The sequence below is a fragment of the Pseudomonas sp. TE31087 genome (assembly GCF_057284075.1).
In genome coordinates this window covers 2653755-2671277 of record NZ_JBXVNN010000001.1, presented here as the reverse complement: position 1 = coordinate 2671277, position 17523 = coordinate 2653755, and the positions used below count along the sequence as shown (strand labels likewise).

15 protein-coding genes and 1 tRNA gene are annotated in these 17523 nt (G+C 64.2%); 10 read left to right on the top strand and 6 right to left on the bottom strand.

What is annotated here, in order from left to right:
* Positions 1-63: 63 nt before the first annotated feature.
* The 4 genes from ACZ899_RS11975 (at position 64) to ACZ899_RS11960 (ending at position 3700) form a co-directional block, all read left to right on the top strand.
* Positions 64-255, top strand: a complete 192-nt coding sequence (locus ACZ899_RS11975; RefSeq protein WP_203647593.1) for a PLDc N-terminal domain-containing protein — start codon at positions 64-66, stop codon at positions 253-255.
* 469 nt (positions 256-724) lie between these two features.
* Positions 725-2800 carry an LTA synthase family protein gene (locus ACZ899_RS11970; protein ID WP_234562518.1) on the top strand — a complete coding sequence of 692 codons (2076 nt, stop codon included), beginning with the start codon at positions 725-727 and terminating at the stop codon, positions 2798-2800.
* Positions 2801-2944: 144 nt separating this feature from the next.
* Positions 2945-3181, top strand: a complete 237-nt coding sequence (locus ACZ899_RS11965; protein ID WP_110736624.1) for a hypothetical protein — start codon at positions 2945-2947, stop codon at positions 3179-3181.
* Between the two features lie 186 nt (positions 3182-3367).
* Positions 3368-3700, top strand: a complete 333-nt coding sequence (locus tag ACZ899_RS11960; protein ID WP_234562519.1) for a ribonuclease E inhibitor RraB — start codon at positions 3368-3370, stop codon at positions 3698-3700.
* Positions 3701-3713: 13 nt separating this feature from the next.
* Here the strand turns inward: ACZ899_RS11960 and ACZ899_RS11955 are convergent, their stop codons facing one another.
* Entirely contained in the window at positions 3714-4517 is an 804-nt protein-coding gene (locus tag ACZ899_RS11955; RefSeq protein WP_203647591.1) for a c-type cytochrome, read from the bottom strand.
* Between the two features lie 528 nt (positions 4518-5045).
* Here ACZ899_RS11955 and ACZ899_RS11950 point away from each other — a divergent pair.
* A complete protein-coding gene (locus tag ACZ899_RS11950) occupies positions 5046-5771 on the top strand; it encodes an amidotransferase (RefSeq protein ID WP_234562520.1) in 726 nt (241 codons plus the stop codon).
* 42 nt (positions 5772-5813) lie between these two features.
* On the opposite strand, the gene ACZ899_RS11945 is transcribed toward ACZ899_RS11950, so the two are convergent.
* From ACZ899_RS11945 to ACZ899_RS11935, 3 genes are all read right to left on the bottom strand, one after another.
* Positions 5814-6785 carry a magnesium and cobalt transport protein CorA gene (locus ACZ899_RS11945; RefSeq protein ID WP_050704649.1) on the bottom strand — a complete coding sequence of 324 codons (972 nt, stop codon included), beginning with the start codon at positions 6783-6785 and terminating at the stop codon, positions 5814-5816.
* A gap of 75 nt (positions 6786-6860) precedes the next feature.
* A complete protein-coding gene (locus ACZ899_RS11940) occupies positions 6861-7580 on the bottom strand; it encodes a lysophospholipid acyltransferase family protein (protein ID WP_203647590.1) in 720 nt (239 codons plus the stop codon).
* 192 nt (positions 7581-7772) lie between these two features.
* Positions 7773-8462 carry a crotonase/enoyl-CoA hydratase family protein gene (locus ACZ899_RS11935; protein WP_234562521.1) on the bottom strand — a complete coding sequence of 230 codons (690 nt, stop codon included), beginning with the start codon at positions 8460-8462 and terminating at the stop codon, positions 7773-7775.
* A gap of 290 nt (positions 8463-8752) precedes the next feature.
* Here ACZ899_RS11935 and ACZ899_RS11930 point away from each other — a divergent pair.
* Positions 8753-8842: transfer RNA gene (locus ACZ899_RS11930), tRNA-Ser, on the top strand.
* Positions 8843-9215: 373 nt separating this feature from the next.
* On the opposite strand, the gene ACZ899_RS11925 is transcribed toward ACZ899_RS11930, so the two are convergent.
* Both ACZ899_RS11925 and ACZ899_RS11920 read right to left on the bottom strand, forming a co-directional pair.
* Positions 9216-11348, bottom strand: coding sequence for a TonB-dependent siderophore receptor (locus ACZ899_RS11925; protein WP_203647588.1), 2133 nt, complete (start codon positions 11346-11348; stop codon positions 9216-9218).
* 407 nt (positions 11349-11755) lie between these two features.
* Complete coding sequence (locus tag ACZ899_RS11920; protein ID WP_186712839.1) at positions 11756-12133, bottom strand: hypothetical protein; 378 nt, start codon at positions 12131-12133, stop codon at positions 11756-11758.
* A 441-nt stretch (positions 12134-12574) separates the two neighbouring features.
* On the opposite strand from ACZ899_RS11920, the gene ACZ899_RS11915 reads away from it, so the two are divergent.
* Genes ACZ899_RS11915 through ACZ899_RS11900 form a run of 4 tightly spaced genes read left to right on the top strand, consistent with a single transcriptional unit; the run spans position 12575 to position 17518 of the window.
* The gene (locus ACZ899_RS11915; protein ID WP_203647587.1) at positions 12575-14032 is read left to right on the top strand and encodes a serralysin family metalloprotease; all 1458 of its coding nucleotides are present in this window, start codon (positions 12575-12577) and stop codon (positions 14030-14032) included.
* Positions 14033-14085: 53 nt separating this feature from the next.
* Positions 14086-14463: an AprI/Inh family metalloprotease inhibitor gene (locus ACZ899_RS11910; protein WP_234562522.1), complete on the top strand. Its 378-nt coding sequence runs from the start codon at positions 14086-14088 to the stop codon at positions 14461-14463.
* A gap of 44 nt (positions 14464-14507) precedes the next feature.
* Positions 14508-16229, top strand: coding sequence for a type I secretion system permease/ATPase (locus tag ACZ899_RS11905; protein ID WP_234562523.1), 1722 nt, complete (start codon positions 14508-14510; stop codon positions 16227-16229).
* The gene (locus ACZ899_RS11900) at positions 16226-17518 is read left to right on the top strand and encodes an HlyD family type I secretion periplasmic adaptor subunit (protein ID WP_203647584.1); all 1293 of its coding nucleotides are present in this window, start codon (positions 16226-16228) and stop codon (positions 17516-17518) included. The genes ACZ899_RS11905 and ACZ899_RS11900 overlap by 4 nt, the downstream gene beginning before the upstream one ends.
* The last annotated feature ends 5 nt before the right edge of the window (positions 17519-17523 follow it).

Genomic DNA, 17523 nt, shown 5'->3' with positions numbered 1-17523 from the left:
CCCTTCTATCGGGGCCATAGCCAGCTATGCTCTTGAACACATTTACCGTGCGGGAGCGGCGCCATGGGGTCCACCTTCAACAGCCTGGTCGGTCTGATCATCCTGGCCCTGGATATCTGGGCCATTCTCAATGTGCTCAAGAGCGGCGCCGAGGTCGGCAGCAAGGTGCTGTGGATCCTGCTGATCCTGCTGCTGCCGGTGCTGGGGCTGATCATCTGGGCAATCGCCGGGCCGCGGGGCAATGTGCGGATCTGACTATGGGGACATGGCACCGGCTTTGCTTGTTGATTCAGTTGAGTCAACCGGAACGGCGTGGGAGCGGGCTTGCCCCGCGATGCGGTTTATGGCACCGGCATCGCCGGTGATCGCGGGGCAAGCCCGCTCTCATGGAACAAAACATAATTCTTTGATTTCACTGGGTAGCGTGGGAGCGGGCTTGCCCCGCGATGCGGTGTATGGCACCGGCTTCGCCGGTGTTCGCGGGGCAAGCCCGCTCCCACGCTGGAACTCTGTTTCCTGCGCGACAGCGCAGCCCGTAAGGGCTGTGTAATCTCCTACAGGTTATGTAAGCGATAGTTGCTCTCGACAAAATTTTCACACTCGATTTTTGAAAATCCGCGCCGCACAATGCGGCCTTGGTCTCACCTCGCCTTCGAGGGCCCGACCACCAGGCTGTCGGCGACTTCGCCTTCCCGCAAACCGCAATCCTAGGACCTCTCCATTCATGGCTAACACGGACGCCTTGAAGCAACAGGGCGTGCGAGGCTCGTTCTCGCCGACCCTGAAATCCCACCTGGCCTACACATTGCTCAGTGGCCTGGTGATCATGCTGATGCTCAGCCTGGTGCGCCTGGCGCTGCTGGTCTACAACAGCGACATGATCGGCGACACGCCGAACTCGACCGTCGCCGAAGGCTTCCTCAACGGCCTGCGCTTCGACCTGCGGGTGGTGGTGTACATCAGCATCCCGTTGCTGCTGGCGTTGCTCAGCCCCTGGCTGATGGCCCGCCGTGGCTTCTTCCGCTTCTGGCTGACCATCGCCTCGAGCGTGGTGATGTTCCTCGGCCTGATGGAGATGGACTTCTACCGCGAGTTCCACCAGCGCCTGAACGGCCTGGTGTTCCAGTACATCAAGGAAGACCCCAAGACCGTCATGAGCATGCTCTGGTACGGCTTCCCGGTGGTTCGCTACCTGCTGGCCTGGTTGGTCGGCACCTGGCTGCTGAGCCTGCTGTTCAAGGGCATCGATCGCCTGACCCGTGGCGAGCAAAGCGTCCAGCCCGCCAGCAGCCGCAAGCTCGCGCCATGGTATGGCCGCCTGGCAGTGTTCATGGTCGTACTGCTGGTGGCCGTGGTCGCCGCCCGCGGCACCCTGCGCCAGGGCCCGCCGATGCGCTGGGGCGATGCCTTCACCACCGACTCGAACTTCGTCAACCAGCTGGGCCTGAACGGCACGCTGACCCTGATCGACGCCGCCAAGAGCCGCTTCGGCGAGGACCGCGCCAACATCTGGAAGCCGGTACTCGAGCAGCCGCTGGCCACCCAGACCGTGCGCGAGCAGCTGCTGACCGCCAACGACACCCTGGTCGATGCCGACGAGGCCGCGATCCGTCGCGACTTCGTGCCGCCGGTGGCGAACACGCTGCCGGTCAAGAACGTCGTGGTCATCCTCATGGAAAGCTTCGCCGGCCACTCGGTGGGCGCTCTGGGCAGCCCGAACAACATCACCCCGTACTTCGACAAGCTGGCCAAGGAGGGTCTGCTGTTCGACCGCTTCTTCTCCAACGGCACCCATACCCACCAGGGCATGTTCGCCACCATGGCCTGCTTCCCCAACCTGCCAGGCTTCGAGTACCTGATGCAGACCCCGGAAGGCGGCCACAAGCTGTCCGGCCTGCCGGCGCTGCTCAGTGCCCGCGACTATGACGATGTCTACGTCTACAACGGTGACTTCGCCTGGGACAACCAGTCCGGGTTCTTCGGCAACCAGGGCATGACCACCTTCATCGGCCGCAACGACTTCGTCGACCCGGTGTTCTCCGACCCGACCTGGGGCGTGTCCGACCAGGACATGTTCAACCGGGGCAACGAAGAGCTGGCCAAGCACGATGGCAAGAAGCCGATCTACGCGCTGCTGCAGACCCTCTCCAACCACACGCCGTACGCCTTGCCCAAGGACCTGCCGGTGGAGAAGGTCACCGGGCAAGGCCGCCTGGACGAGCACCTGACTGCCATGCGCTATTCCGACTGGGCGCTGGGCCAGTTCTTCGAGAAGGCCCGCAAGGAGCCTTACTTCAAGGACACCCTGTTCGTCATCGTCGGCGACCATGGCTTCGGCAACCACCAGCAGGTCACCGAGCTCGACCTGGGCCGCTTCAACGTGCCGCTGCTGCTGATCGCCCCGGGCATCCAGGAGAAGTTCGGCGCGGTCAACCACACCGTGGGTACCCAGGTCGACATCGTGCCGACCATCATGGGCCGCCTGGGGGGCCAGGCCCGTCACCAGTGCTGGGGCCGCGACTTGCTCAACCTGCCTGAGGGCGACCAGGGCGTGGGCATGATCAAACCGTCGGGCAGCGAGCAGATCGTCGGCCTGGTGCAGGGCGACCGCATTCTCATCGAGTCCAAGGACATGACCCCGCGGATGTACCGCTACCAGCTGGGCCGCGAGTTCAAGGCCGAACTGATCGAAAGCCCGGATCAACCAGAAATGCTCAAGAAACTCGAGGCCTATATCCAGACCGCGACCAAGAGCCTGCTGGACAACACCGCTGGTGTCGTCCACGGCACGCCGAAGTAAGGCCGCCGCCTGCCCCATGAAGCCCGCCCTGAACCGGCGGGCTTTTTTCATGCGGTTTCATGTATGCGGCTGAACATTCATCCCTGCACCATGGTCAAGTGAGTACGCCGTTCCATTCACCGTTGCGCCAGCGAGGGCTGATCGATGAAAGCATGGGAAGTCAGCTTTGCAGACCAGAAAGGCGAGCCGCAAACGCTGTTGCTCAATGCCGAGCAGCGCCCCAGCGAGGAAGATGCCGCACGCGCCATCCGTTCGCGCCTGTTCCCGCTCATGGACGAACTGGACCTCAACGACTTCCAGGACCGCAGCTTTTCCCCCACGGCGCGCTGGCTCAAGGAACAGAGCGGCGTGACCATCACCACCATTCGCGAAGCGCCCTGAACCGGGTGTCTCTGGCGTAGCGCTGTCTCAGGCGCTACGCTCAAGTCAGGCGCCGGCCTTCTCTGCGGGCCGCCGCCGTTTTCATCGCGTCTTGCAATCCCGCTCGTATTGTCAGGCATTCCTTGTGTGCCAGGCAGGTGCGTTGTGCACGGAAAGTCTATCCATTGCTTTGCAGGAGGACGTTTCATGAGCAGCCAGAACGACGACATCAGCAGCAGTGTCCTGCGCCAGATGAAAGCTGGCGGTTTCGATTTCACCCGCATCCATCCCATCGAGTTCTACGCCGTGTTTCCCAGCGAGGCAGGTGCCCGCCGGGCGGCGGGGCAGTTTCGTGGCGAATCGCTCAACGCCCAGGTGAGCGAGCGCGACGACGGCGCCTGGCACCTGGAGTTGAGCAAGGTGATGTACGCCACCCATGGCGGTATCGGCGCCTTCGAACAGGCCTTTGAACAGGTCGTCTCGCCCTGCGGCGGCGAAGTCGAGGGTTGGGGCGTCAAGCAGGAAAGGCCGATCGCCTAGGCCCGCAAGGGCATCAGTGCGCTTTGCGCCCCGCCATATGCTTCAGGTACGCCAGCACGGCATCGAGCGCCGGCTCATCCAGCACCTGGGTGGAAAACCCGGGCATCTTCGCCTGCGGCCACTGCCGCAGGCTCTGCGGGTCGCGAATGTACTGGCGCAGGTAGGCCGGTTGAAAGTACTCGGTGGGGTTGTGCGGCAGGTTCAGGTCCGGGCCCAGGTGCGCGTCGCCGGCGCCATTGAGGCGATGACAGGCCAGGCAGTTCTGCTGGAACAGGGCAAAACCCTGGCGCACCGGGTCGTTCTCGGCCACGGCCGGGTCGGGCAGCAGGGCGGGGAAGCGCGTCTCGACCGGGGGCAGGCGGCGGATGCTGGCGATCTGATACGGCCATTGTTCCGGGCGAATACCGCTGGCCTGGGGTTGGGTCCATACCAGGTAGAACGGCCCGGCGCCTGGCTTGCCCTTGCTCAGCGCGGGCCAAGGGTGGCTGGGGTCTTCGATGGCCAGCCAGGCCTGCGCGGGGCCCGCCTGCAACAGCGGCCCGGCGGGCATCTCGGCGGCGAAGCCATCGAGGGCCACGGCCTGCAGGTGATCGCTCGGGTTCACGCCCTGCAGCAGCACCGCCAGGGGCACGGCGCGGTAATGCAAGGTGCGCTTGTAGGCCACGTCCTGTTCGATGGTGATGTTTCGCGCCTGCGGATGGGCAAGTAGCTGTTCACTGCTCCAGCGCCGGCTGTCGCCGCCCAGTTCGAGGTTCAACTGCGCCGCCGACAATGTCGGGGCGAGCAGTAGGCAGAGCAGGGCAAGACACAGGCGCATGGACGATCTCCAACCATCAAGGTCGGCAGATTACCCACGCGTGCTCGGAAAAGGCCACCGCCGCGTTCAGCCGAACAGCCGGGTGAGGTTCGGCAGGATCAGCAACAGCGTCGTGGCGAAGAGTATGAGGCCGGCTTGGCGTACCTTGGATTGTCTGAACATGGCGGACCGCCTTCTTGTTGTTATTCCTGAATAACCCTTGGCTTCCTTGTCTAGCGTCGGGTCGATCGCAGCGGCGTGATGGCACGCCGTTCCTGCTTGCCGCGTATATCTGGATATACAACCAACAGTAGGGCCCGCGTCATCCCTGTTTCAGAACCCTTTGTTCTAACAATTTTCATGTCGATTCCTCATGGCATTAAGGCCACTGGCCACCCCGCTGGCACGCTCAGGCTAGACGAGTGCGCGGCAGGGGTTACCAAGGGTTACAGGGCCTACCGTTCGTCCGGACATCCTACTTGCTTGTACGGCCCTTTCGCGTCAGTCTCTACAGCAAATCCCACCCACATGTCGTTCAGGACTACCCCTATGTCGTTACGCATCTGCATCCTTGAGACCGATGTCCTGCGAGCGGAGTTGATCGCGCAGTACCAGGGCTACGGCAGGATGTTCGAGCAGCTGTTCTCGCGTCAGCCGATCGCGGCCGAATTCGATGTGTACAACGTGATGAACGGCGACTATCCCCCGGACGGCGAACGCTTCGATGCGTACCTGGTGACCGGCAGCAAGGCCGACTCGTTCGGCGACGATCCGTGGATCCAGACGCTCAAGGCCTACCTGCTCAAGCTCTACGAACGTGGCGAGAAGCTGTTGGGCGTGTGTTTCGGTCACCAGCTACTGGCACTGACCCTCGGTGGCAAGGCCGAGCGCGCCGACAAAGGCTGGGGCGTGGGCGTTCACCGCTACAGCCTGGCGGCCCATGCGCCGTGGATGGACCCGCAGGTGTCCGAGCTGACCTTGTTGATCAGCCACCAGGACCAGGTCACCGAGCTGCCCGAAGGGGCCACGGTGATCGCCTCCAGTGACTTCTGCCCGAACGCCGCCTACCACATCCGTGACCAGGTGCTGTGCTTCCAGGGGCACCCGGAGTTCGTCCATGACTACTCCCGGGCATTGCTCGACGCGCGACAGGCGTCGCTGGGTAATGAAGTCTATGAGAAGGCGGTGGCCAGCCTGGCCACCGAGCACCAGGGGGATCTGGTGGGCGAGTGGATGCTGCGTTTCGTCCAGCAGTCCGGCAGCCGCGCGATCTGAGATCCGCATCGACCTCAATCGCGGGTTCGCCCGCGATTGGCGTTACAGCCAGCCCGAACGCTTGAAGCTGTAATACAGCCCCGAACAGCCCAGGGCGATCACCCCCAGCACGCCGAAGTAACCGTAGCGCCATGCCAGCTCCGGCATGTTCTCGAAGTTCATCCCGTAGATTCCGGCGACCGCCGTGGGAAACGCCAGGATCGCCGCCCAGGCGGCGAACTTGCGCTGGGTGATGCTTTGCCGTGACGACTCCAGCAGCATGCCGATCTCGATGGTCTGGCTGGCGATGTCGCGGATCCCGGCCAGGTCTTCCATCTGCCGCGTGACATGGATTTGCACGTCGCGAAAGTACGGGCGCATGTTCTTGTCGATGAACGGGAAGCTCAGGCGCTGCAGTTCCTCGCTGATCTCCACCATCGGCGCCACGTAGCGGCGCAGGCGCAGGATGTCGCGGCGCAGGCTGTGCAGGCGCTGGATGTCCTCTTCCTTGAGCGAATTGCTCAGCACGCTCTGTTCCAGCTCCTCGATCTCGCCGTGGATCGCCTCGCTCACCGGCTGGTAGTTCTCGGTGACGAAATCCAGCAGGGCGTAGAGCACGAAGTCCTCGCCGTGCTCGAGCAGCAGCGGACGCGCCTCGCAGCGCTGGCGCACCAGGGCATAGGACTTCGAGTGACCGTTGCGGCAGGTGATGATGTAGCCGTTGCCGGCGAAGATATGGGTCTCGATGAACTCGAGCTTTCCCTCGTGGCGCACCGGCGAGTAGGTGACGATGAACAGCGCGTCGCCGAAGGTCTCAAGCTTGGGCCGGCTGTGTTTCTCCAGGGCGTCCTCGATGGCCAGCTCGTGCAGGCCGAACTGGCGCTGCAGGTTGGCCAGTTCCTCGGCGTTGGGCTCTTCCAGGCCGATCCAGACAAAGTGCCCGGGCTTGCGCGCCCATTCGGCGCCCTCGTCGAGGCTGATGTTGGTGACCTTCCTGCCGGCGCTGTACACCGCCGATGCGACGACTCGACCCATGGTTGTCCGCTTATCCGATTGAACACGCTACACAGCTTGGGCTGTGTCGCGGCACGGGGCAAGTCCGCACGCCGATCAGGGCGCGGTGAGCTCGCTTTCCATATGGTCGATGCAATGCTGCATCTGGCTGCGGCATTGCTCGATCAGCGCGGGCAGGTCCTGCTGGGTCAGGCCTGCGGTGGCGATGGGGGCCAGCGAGCGAATGACCACGGTGCGCTGGCGCCAGCTGTTCAGGCCCAGGCGCTGGGTGTAGCGGCTGACGCACACCGGCACGATGGGTACGCCGGCCTCGATGGCCATGTGGAAAGCGCCCTTCTTGAACGCCAGCAACTGCTCGCCGGGGTTGCGCGTGCCTTCGGGGAAGATCCAGATCGAGGTGTCGTCGCGCAGGGTCCGGGTGGTGGTCTGCATGGCCTTGCGCGCCTGGTAGGCGTTCTTGCGGTCGATCAGCACATTGCCGCCCAGCCAGAACAGCTGGCCGAACAGCGGGACCCAGCCCAGGCTCTTCTTGCCGATGGCCACGGTGCGGCGGGGCACCACCTGGCCGATGATGAACAGGTCGTAGTTGGATTGGTGGTTGGCGATGATCACGCAGCCGGGGGGCTGGTCCCACAGCGGGCCGACCTCGGCCTTGACCTTGATGCGCATGAGCCAGGCGGCCGGCACGCTGTACAGGCGGGCGAACAGGCGGCTGTTATCGGGGTTGAACGGACGCAGCAGGCCGATCACCAGACCGACGACACCCACGAGCAGGAAGTGCAGCGCCAACAGGAGCATGCGAAGCATATAAAGCATGGTACGACTCACACCGGACAGTCGCGGCGCAGTGTACGGGTGTGCACTGTCAGGGGCAAATGCTCGACAAGCGTCAGGCAGGCCCTTGTAGGAGCGGGCTTGTCCCGCGAACACAAGCGACGCGGTGCGTGCCACCGGCTTCGCCGGTGTTCGCGGGACAAGCCCGCTCCTACAGAGAAGTAGACTCGGCAATCAGCCCAGGTGGTTCTGATCCGCCAGGATCGCCTCGTCCAGCGCCTCCAGCAGCGCCTTGCGCACCTTCAGCTTGGTGTTCTTGTGCGCCAGCATGTTCAGTTTCTTCATTTCGCGGGCCGCGGCCAGGGCGGTTTCCAGCAACTGCTCGGCAGGCACCACCTTGTCGAGGAAGCCGGCTTCACGGGCGCCCTGCGGATCGAATACCTCGGCATTGTTCACCGAGCGCTGGAAGGCCGCACGGCCCAGGCGGTCGCGGGCCAGTTCGATACCGGCATGGTGCATGGTCATGCCGATCTGCACTTCGTTCAGGCAAATCTTGAAGGGCCCTTCGACCCCGATGCGGTAGTCACCCGACAGCAGCAGGAAGGCGCCCTTGGCCACGGCATTGCCGGGGCAGGCGACGATCACCGGGAACGGGTGCGACAGCAGGCGGCGGGCCAGGGTGGAGCCGGCGGTGACCAGGCCGACGGCCTCCTTGGGGCCAGCGGTCATCACCTTGAGGTCGTAGCCACCGGAGAGGATGCCCGGCTGGCCGGTGATGATCACCACCGCACGGTCCTCGACGGCGCGGTCGAGCGCGGCATTGAAGGCTTTGATGACATCCGGGGAGATGGCGTTGACCTTGCCGTTGTTCAGGGTCAGGGTGGCGATGCCGTCTTCGGCGTGGTAGGTAATCAGCTCGCTCATGGCAGAGTCCTTTGGAGGGCGTGGCGGTGACGTTACCCAGCGGCACCGGCCAGGTAAAGCGCCAAGACTGACTGGTCAGTCAGCGGCGGGAGCTTGTGCCTTGTGCCATCGGGGCAGCGGCGCGAGGGGCGGGAAAAGCGCTGGGCACAATGGCAGCATTGCCCTGATTGCCCCGGTATTTCGGTCGATTGGCTTAAGCGCATGAAAATTCTGAAAAAAATGCTTGCCAAAGGGAAAGGCTTCTACTAAATTAGCGCGCCTCGACAGGCTGAATAGCTTGAAGAGAAAACGGTGAAGTGTCCGAGTGGTCGAAGGAGCACGCCTGGAAAGTGTGTATACGAGAAATCGTATCAAGGGTTCAAATCCCTTCTTCACCGCCACATTCTACGAGAAGCCCCCGAATCGAAAGGTTCGGGGGCTTTTTGTTTGTCTCGCGTTTTTGTTGAAGCCCTGATCACGGGGCAAGCCCGCTCCCACGCTGCCCCAGTCAAATCAAAGAATTATGTTTTGTTCCATGAGAGATTGCCCAGCCCTTTGGGGCTGCGCTGTCGCGCAGGGAGCGGAGTTCGCGGGTAGCCCGCGCTCCCTGTGGGAGCGGGTTTATCGGACCGCCGCACCGCCGCGAACACCGGCAGAGCCGGTGCCAGGCACCGTGTTGGATTCTTCGCGGCTAAAGCCGCTCCTACAGGACCTAGCTAAATCAATGAGTTACGGTTTTTTCCATGAGAGCGGGCTTGCCCCGCGATGGCGCTGTCAGAAACTGACGGAAGCCGACAGGCGTGCCGTGCGCGGCGCCCCCTGGAACAGGTAGTTGTCGCCCAGGTAGTCGCCCACGTCGCGCCAGTAGCGCTTGTCGAAGACGTTGTCCACGGTCAGGCGCAGCACAGTGTCGTAGCCGCCGATGGTCGTGCGGTAGCGGCTGCCGACATCGAACACGGTATAGCCGCCAACTTCGGCGTCGCCCGTGTGGCTGGCGTACTTGCTGGCGCTGTAGCGGGCGCCGCCGAGCAGGGCCAGGCCGGGCACGGGCAGGGCGTAGTCGGCCTGCAGCGCCGCGCGCAGGCGCGGGACGTTGATTGCCTGGTGACCTTCGTAGGCGTCGGTGTCGCTGTTCTGCACGCGGGCGCGGATCGCTGCGGCGCTGGCCTGGATCTGCAGGTTGGAGGTCACCCAGCCGCTGGCGCCGAGTTCGAGGCCGGTGTTCTTCTGCTGGCCCGACTGCACGTAGGTCGGCGCTGGGGTTCCGTCGGGGCGGGCATATTGATAGGCCTGGCGGATCTGGAACAGCGCCGCGCTGAAGCTCATGCCCTGCCAGTCGCGCTTGATGCCGACTTCGAGCTGGCGCGACAGGGTGGGGGCGAGGATTTCGGCGGCGTTGCTGGCGAACCAGGGCGCAGTGCCGCCGGCGGAAAGGCCTTTCGAGTAACTGGCGTAGAGCGTGGTATCGGACTGCGGCTTGTAGATCAGTGCCGCATTGGGCAGCAACTGGTACTGCTGGGTATGCCGTCCGGCGACACCATTCTCGTTCCAGGTCTTCTCGTCCAGCCGGACCTCCCGGGCACCGATCACCGTCTGCCAGTGTTCGTTGAAGGTGATGCGGTCGCTGAAGAACAGGCCGTACTGGCGGCTGTCGAGGCGGCGCTCGCTGGCGCCGATCGGTTTGCCGGAAGGTGCGTAGGCTGGCGCATTGGTGTTGATATTGCCGCTGCCGATCCATTCGTTGTAGTACGGGCGCTGATCGAGCGTGCGGCGTTGCGCGCTGGTACCCACGGTCAGCTCATGGCTCACGCCCAGGGCGTCGAAGCGTCCATCGAGTGTGGCCTGTGCCTCGTCGATCCGCCGGGTGTCGTCGGGACTGCGGAAATCGTAGATGTCGTAGTCGCCGTTGCTGCCGAAGAAGGCACCTTCGCTCGAACCCCAGGCAAAGGCACTGTAGTCGTCGATCACCACCTTGCTGCGCGAAGCGCTCAAGGTGCCGTTCCAGTTGTCGTTGAACTGATACTTGAAGCGCCCGCCCAGGTTCAGCGAGTCGTTCTGCACCGGCTTGGCCCAGGACTGCCAGGCCAGGTGATCCTTGGGGTCGACGTTGTGGGGCAACTGCTTGCCGCCGAGCAGTTGGTAACCTGGTACCGAATATTGCTCACGGTGCTGGTATTCAGCGTCCAGCTCCAGCACGGCATTCGGGTTGATCTGCCAGTCGAGCGCCAGGGAGGCGAAATCCCGCTTGCCGTCGGCGTGGTCGACATAGGAGCGGATGTCCTCGTGGGCCAGGTTGACCCGCAGACCGAACTGGCGCTCGGCGCCGAACCAGCCGCCCAGGTCGGTGGCCAGGTAGCGTTCGCCCTGCTCGTTGCTCGAAACCGTGACCGAGCGTACGTCCTCGGCACGCTTGGTCACATAGTTGACCAGCCCGCCGGGCTCCGACACGCCGCTCTGCAGCCCCGACAGCCCCTTGAGCAGCTCCACCTGCTGCTTGTTCTCCAGCGCCACGTTCTGCTCGCCGGCGATGGTCTGGCCGTTGATCCGGTAGCTGCTGGCGGCGTTGAGCTCGAAGCCGCGCACGTTGAAGTTCTCGTAGTAGCCGATCGGCGCGTAGCTTTCGCCCACCGAGGCATCGCTTTGCAGCACCTCGCTCAGCTTGCGCACCTGGCGGTCGTCCAGCAGCTGGCGGCTGAACACGCTGACCGAGGCCGGGGTGTCGAGCAGCGGCGCGCTGTGCAGGCCGCCGACCTGGGCTTCGCGTGCCTGGTAGCCGCTGTTGTCCTGAACCTCGGAGATGCGCACCGGGGCCAGGGTCACGCTGTCCTCGGCCAGGCCCTGGCCAGTATGCAGGGCAAGGCCCAGGCCGAGCAGGCCAAGGGGCAGGCGGGGGCGAAGCGGGGTCATGCAAGGCTCCTTGAAAAGTGGACGCGCCGTTATCGCTCGGCAGCTGTCGGGCAGGCAAAAGGGCGCCATGGTAGCAGGCTGCCAGGGGAGGGATTCGAGGTTTCAGGGGAAACGTTCGTATGGCTGATGCAAGCCCGCTCTCATGGAACAAAACATAATTCTTTGATTTGACTGGGGCAGCGTGGGAGCGGGCTTGCCCCGCGATGCGGCGTTTGGCACCGGCTTCGCCGGTGATCGCGGGGCAAGTCGCATCGGCGCACCGCCGCTCCCACGCTGGAACCTTGTTCCCTGCGCGACAGCGCAGCCCGGAAGGCTGTGTGATCTCCTACAGATGCATCTGCCCCTGTTGGAGCCGGCTTGCCGGTAATCGGGCTTGTAATGTCAGAACGAACGAAGCGGCCGTTGATTCAGGCCGCCGCCGGCCGCTGGTGCCGGCGCCAGTTGTCGTCGATCTTCGACCAGGTCTTGCCGTCGGTGATGGCCAGCAGCTTGCGGCCATCCTTGAAGGTGGCGAGGAAGGTGACTTCCTCCTCCTTGCCGCCCAGCAGCAGGCCAGCCAGCAGGCCGACCGGGCCGGCCACCAGGGCACCGGCCACGCCCCAGCCCAGGGCGCCACCGAGGCTGCGGGTCGATTCGAGGTTGGCCAGCTTCAGGTCCTTGATCCGCGCCAGCGAAATGCGCTCGCCGGGCGAGGGGCTGCGCGGGGTCTTGAGAGTGAGCGCTCCATTGCGATACTCGCCTTCACCTTGCAAGAAATCGCCGGATTGCACCGTGAGTCTTGTCATTGCGTCGTCCTGTCAGGAAGGGGTCGTTGACCAACGCCTACTGAGCGCTTGCCACGCCGGCAAGTCAACGAGCAGGCGACGGAGGGTCGTGTGGCGGGTTGTCGCGCAGTAAAGCGCATAGACGAGCGAGCGGTGGCGCTCAACAAGTGAAAGTCGCATTTTCGAAAGTAAACTTCGAACCGTTGTCTATAACTGTCATGGGGCATGACTGTAACTAATGCTTATCGCTGGCGCCGTTGATCCATCGCAGTTTGCGCAAATTAGTACGGCGCAGTTTAATTTTCGAAAACGAAAAAATGACGTCAAAAAACGCTGGACATCAAGTTTCAATGTGTGTCAGTTTTTTTGCGCCTCATAAAGGCGAGTGACAGGAAGTTCTCGCCCGGTGGGAGAACCCTGTCGGACATCAACTGCTTTTTTGTACACAAGGAAGTAATCTGCATGTCGAAAGTCAAAGAAAACGCCATTGTTTCCGCCGTTTCCGCACTGCAACCGAAGGGCCCAAGTTCTTCCTTCGGCCTGATCGACAGCTTTGCCCACCAGTACGACCGCGGCGGCGCGAACATCAATGGCAAGAAGTCCTTCACGGCCGACCAGGCCGCCGATCACATCCTGCGTGACGGCGCTTCCTGGAAAGACCTGAACAAGGACGGCACGATCAGCCTCACCTACACCTTCCTGACCAAGGCACCGGCGGACTTCTACAGCCGCGGACTGGGCACCTTCAGCCAGTTCAGCGACCTGCAGAAGCAACAAGCCAAGCTGTCCATGCAGTCCTGGGCGGACGTGGCCAAGGTCACCTTCACCGAGGCGGCATCGGGTGGCGATGGCCACATGACCTACGGCAACTTCAGCGCCAGCAACGGCGGCGCGGCATTCGCCTACCTGCCGTTCGACGGCCCGGGCTCGCACAAGGGTGAATCCTGGTACCTGATCAACAGCGGCTACCAGGTCAACATCAACCCTGGCACCGGCAACTACGGTCGTCAGACCCTGACCCACGAGATCGGTCACGTACTGGGCCTGTCCCACCCTGGCGACTACAACGCCGGCGAGGGCAACCCGACCTACCGTGATGCCGACTACGCCCAGGACACCCGTGGCTACAGCATCATGAGCTACTGGAGCGAGAGCAACAACGGCCAGAACTTCATCAAGGGTGGCGGTCAGTACTACGCCTCGGCCCCGCTGATGGACGACATCCTGGCGATCCAGAAGCTCTACGGCGCCAACTACGCCACCCGTGCCAATGACACCACCTACGGCTTCAACTCCACCGCTGATCGCGACTTCTACTCGGCCACCTCGGCCTCGTCGAAGCTGGTGTTCTCGGTGTGGGACGGTGGCGGCAACGACACCTTCGACTTCTCCGGGTTCACCCAGAACCAGAAGATCAACCTCAACGAAGCGTCGTTCTCCGACGTCGGCGGCATGGTCGGCAACGTCTCCATCGCCAAGGGCGTGACCATTGAAAACGCCTTCGGTGGCTCGGGCAACGACCTGCTGATCGGCAACGCGCTGGCCAACGTGCTCAAGGGTGGTGCCGGCAACGACATCATCTACGGCGGCGGCGGTGCCGACCAACTGTGGGGCGGCAGCGGCTCGGACACCTTCGTGTTCGCGGCTGTCAGCGACTCGACCAAGGCGGCGCCGGATCGCATCATGGACTTCACCTCGGGCGTGGACAAGATCGACCTGTCGGCCATCTCCGCGTTCGCCGTGAACAAGCTGCCGCTGCAGTTCGTCAACGCCTTTACCGGTCATGCCGGCGAGGCGCTGCTGACCTACGACCAGGCCACCAACCTGGGCAGCCTGTCCATCGACTTCACCGGAAACAGCTCGGCTGACTTCCTGGTGACCACCGTTGGCCAGGCCGCTGTCACCGACATCGTGGTCTGATGCAACAGGGGGCGGCGCTTGCGCGTCGCCCCTTTTGCCGGTGAGGCGAACCAATGAAAGCAAACCTGAAAACGATCGCGCTGGCCGCGATCCCCATGGTGTCGATGACCGAGGTAGTCATGGCGAGCAGCCTGTTACTCCCCAACGCCGCGCAACTGGCCGGCCGTTGGCAGCTTTACCCCGAACAGCAGCAGACGCAGGCCTGCGACCTGCGTCTTGGCGCCACGGAAGGCGAAATCGAAGGTGACCTGGAATGCGCCAAGGGGCTGATAGGCCTGCGCCCCGGCAGCTGGCTGGTGACCCCCGACACCATAGGCCTGGTGGGCGGTGACGGCAGCAGCGTGGTGCATTTCAGCCGCGAAGGTGCCCAGCGCTACGCCTGGACCACCCCGGACGGCAAGCAACTGGTGCTCGAGCGCCTCGACAAATAATTCCCACCTGGAACTAAAAAGTTCCAGGCGAGCCAGGGCGAAACATGAAACTACCGAGCCAAAAGCCCGGGGCGCCTTTGTGGGCGGCACTCGGCGAACATAAGTCAACCTTGATCAGCGTGGGCTGTTTCACGGCATTGATCAACTTGCTCATGCTGGTGCCGTCGATTTATATGCTTCAAGTGTACGACCGTGTACTGAGTTCGCAGAGCACCACAACTTTGTGGGTGCTTACCCTGATGGTGGTCGGCTTCTTCGTTTATATAGGCGGGCTTGAAGCAGTCCGCAGTTTCATTGTCATCCGCGTGGGCAACCAGTTGGAGAAAAGTTTCAACTTGAAGGTCTACCGCGCCGCCTTCGAGCGCAACTTGCGCCAGCGCGACGGCGCCGCCGGGCAGGCCCTGGGCGATCTGACCCAGCTGCGCCAGTTCATCACCGGCCCCGCGCTGTTCGCCTTCTTCGATGCGCCCTGGTTCCCCATCTACCTGGCGGTGATCTTCGCCTTCAACGTCTGGCTGGGGGTGATGGCCACGGTCGGCGCGCTGCTGCTGATCGCCCTGGCGATCCTCAACGAACGCCTCACCCACGCCACCCTGGCCGAGGCCAGTGGCTTCCAGTTGCAATCGACGCAGTTGGCCGGCAGCCAGCTGCAAAGCGCCGAGAGCATCCAGGCCATGGGCATGCTCGGCGCCCTGCGCCAGCGCTGGTACACCTTGCACGGGCGCTTCCTCGACCTGCAGAACAAGGCCAGCGATACGTCGGCGGTGATCACCGCCACCAGCAAGGGCCTGCGCCTGTGCCTGCAATCGCTGGTGCTGGGGCTGGGCGCGCTGCTGGTGATCGAGGGGCAGATGACCCCGGGCATGATGATCGCCGGCTCCATCCTGATGGGCCGGGTACTCGCCCCGATCGACCAGCTGATCGCGGTGTGGAAGCAGTGGAGCGGCGCGCAGCTGGCCTACCAGCGCCTGGACGTCCTGCTGCGCGAGCACCCTGAGCCGCCGACGCCGATGCCGCTGCCGGTGCCTACCGGACAACTGGCGGTGGAGCAGGTCAGCGCCGGCCCGCCCGGGCGCAACCTGGCCACCCTGCAGCAGGTGAACTTCGCCCTGGCACCGGGTGAACTGCTCGGCGTGCTGGGCGCTTCGGGCTCGGGCAAGTCGACCTTGGCCAAGGTGCTGGTCGGCGTGTGGCCGACGATGAGCGGCCATGTGCGCCTCGACGGCGCCGAGCTCAGTCAGTGGGATCGCGATGGCCTGGGCCCGCACATCGGCTACCTGCCGCAGAACATCGAACTGCTGCGCGGCAGTATCGCCGAGAACATCGCCCGCTTCGGCGAGCTGGACGGCATCAAGGTGGTCGAGGCGGCCCGCCTGGCCGGCGTGCATGATTTGATCCTGCGCCTGCCCCAGGGCTACGACACGCGCCTGGGCGAGGAGGGCGTCGACCTCTCCGGCGGGCAGAAGCAGCGCATCGCCCTGGCCCGCGCCCTGTACGGCGATGCCCGGCTGATCGTGCTCGACGAACCCAACTCCAACCTCGACAGCCACGGCGAGGCCGCGCTGGCCAACGCCATCGTCCAGCTCAAGGCCCAGGGCCGCACCGTGGTGCTGGTGACCCACCGCAGCGCGGCGCTGGCCCAGGCCGACAAGCTGCTGGTGATGAACGAAGGGCGCATGCAGGGCTTCGGCCCGGCCCGCGACATCCTCCACGCCATGGGCCAGGCCCCGGCGCAACGCCCGCTGCAAGCCGGAGGTGGCGCATGAGCCAGCACACCCGTGATGCACGTTTCCATGTTCGCCTGGGTTGGTTGCTGACCCTGGTCGGTTTTGGTGGTTTCATGGCCTGGGCCAGCCTCGCCCCACTTGACCAGGGCGTGCCGGTGCAGGGCACCGTGGTGGTATCGGGCAAGCGCAAGGCGGTGCAGTCGATGGCCGCCGGGGTGGTCAGCCGCATTCTGGTCAGCGAAGGCCAGCAGGTACGCCAGGGCGAGCCGCTGTTCCGCCTCGACCGTACCCAGGTGCAGGCCGATGTCGATGCGCTGCAGGCCCAGTACCGCATGACCCGCGCCGCCCTGGCGCGCTGGCAGAGCGAGCGCGACAACCTGGGGCAGGTGCAGTTTCCCGCAGAGCTGCTGGAAGATTCCGACGCCCGCCTGGCACTGATTGTCGAAGGCCAGCGCCAGCTGTTCGACAGCCGCCGCCAGGCCCAGGCTCGCGAGCAGGGCGCCCTGGCCGCCAGCATCGACGGCTCCCAGGCCCAGCTGACCGGCATGCGCCGCGCGCGCAGCGACCTGCAGGCCCAGGCCGATTCGCTGCGCGAGCAGCTCGACAGCCTGCGTCCGCTGGCCGGCGACGGCTACATCCCGCGCAACCGCGTGCTCGAGTACCAGCGCCAGTTGTCGCAGGTGCAGCGCGACCTGGCGCAGAACGCCGGCGAGAGCGCACGCCTGGAGCAGGTGATCGTCGAGTCCCGGCTCAACCTGCAACAGCGCCGCGAGGAGTACCAGAAGGAGGTGCGCACGCAACTGGCCGACGCTCAGGTCAAGGCCGCGACCCTGGAACAGCAGCTCAACTCCGCGCACTTCGAGTTGCAGCACAGCGAGATCCTGGCGCCAGCCGACGGCGTGGCGGTCAACCTCGGCGTACATACCGAAGGCGCCGTGGTGCGAGCTGGCGACACCCTGCTGGAAATCGTGCCCCAGGGCACCGCGCTGGAAGTGGAAGGGCGCCTGCCGGTGAACCTGGTGGACAAGGTGGCGCCGCAACTGCCGGTGGACATCCTGTTCACCGCCTTCAACCAGAACCGCACGCCACGGGTGACCGGGGAGGTGGCGCTGGTGTCGGCCGACCAGCTGATCGACGAGCGCAGCGGCCAGCCGTATTACGTGCTGCGCAGCACCGTCAGCGAAGAAGCGCTGGCGCGTCTCGAGGGGTTGGCAATCCGTCCGGGCATGCCCGCCGAGCTGTTCGTGCGTACCGGTGAGCGCTCGCTGCTCAACTACCTGTTCAAACCCCTGCTCGACCGTGCAGGCACCGCCTTGACCGAACAATAAGGACC

Excerpts from the sequence above, each read along its gene's own strand:
- ACZ899_RS11975 (WP_203647593.1), top strand. The coding sequence starts at position 64 with ATGGGGTCCACCTTCAACAGCCTGGTCGGTCTGATCATCCTGGCCCTG.
- ACZ899_RS11970 (WP_234562518.1), top strand. The coding sequence starts at position 725 with ATGGCTAACACGGACGCCTTGAAGCAACAGGGCGTGCGAGGCTCGTTC.
- ACZ899_RS11965 (WP_110736624.1), top strand. The coding sequence starts at position 2,945 with ATGAAAGCATGGGAAGTCAGCTTTGCAGACCAGAAAGGCGAGCCGCAA.
- ACZ899_RS11960 (WP_234562519.1), top strand. The coding sequence starts at position 3,368 with ATGAGCAGCCAGAACGACGACATCAGCAGCAGTGTCCTGCGCCAGATG.
- ACZ899_RS11955 (WP_203647591.1), bottom strand. The coding sequence starts at position 4,517 with ATGCGCCTGTGTCTTGCCCTGCTCTGCCTACTGCTCGCCCCGACATTG.
- ACZ899_RS11950 (WP_234562520.1), top strand. The coding sequence starts at position 5,046 with ATGTCGTTACGCATCTGCATCCTTGAGACCGATGTCCTGCGAGCGGAG.
- ACZ899_RS11945 (WP_050704649.1), bottom strand. The coding sequence starts at position 6,785 with ATGGGTCGAGTCGTCGCATCGGCGGTGTACAGCGCCGGCAGGAAGGTC.
- ACZ899_RS11940 (WP_203647590.1), bottom strand. The coding sequence starts at position 7,580 with ATGCTTTATATGCTTCGCATGCTCCTGTTGGCGCTGCACTTCCTGCTC.
- ACZ899_RS11935 (WP_234562521.1), bottom strand. The coding sequence starts at position 8,462 with ATGAGCGAGCTGATTACCTACCACGCCGAAGACGGCATCGCCACCCTG.
- ACZ899_RS11925 (WP_203647588.1), bottom strand. The coding sequence starts at position 11,348 with ATGACCCCGCTTCGCCCCCGCCTGCCCCTTGGCCTGCTCGGCCTGGGC.
- ACZ899_RS11920 (WP_186712839.1), bottom strand. The coding sequence starts at position 12,133 with ATGACAAGACTCACGGTGCAATCCGGCGATTTCTTGCAAGGTGAAGGC.
- ACZ899_RS11915 (WP_203647587.1), top strand. The coding sequence starts at position 12,575 with ATGTCGAAAGTCAAAGAAAACGCCATTGTTTCCGCCGTTTCCGCACTG.
- ACZ899_RS11910 (WP_234562522.1), top strand. The coding sequence starts at position 14,086 with ATGAAAGCAAACCTGAAAACGATCGCGCTGGCCGCGATCCCCATGGTG.
- ACZ899_RS11905 (WP_234562523.1), top strand. The coding sequence starts at position 14,508 with ATGAAACTACCGAGCCAAAAGCCCGGGGCGCCTTTGTGGGCGGCACTC.
- ACZ899_RS11900 (WP_203647584.1), top strand. The coding sequence starts at position 16,226 with ATGAGCCAGCACACCCGTGATGCACGTTTCCATGTTCGCCTGGGTTGG.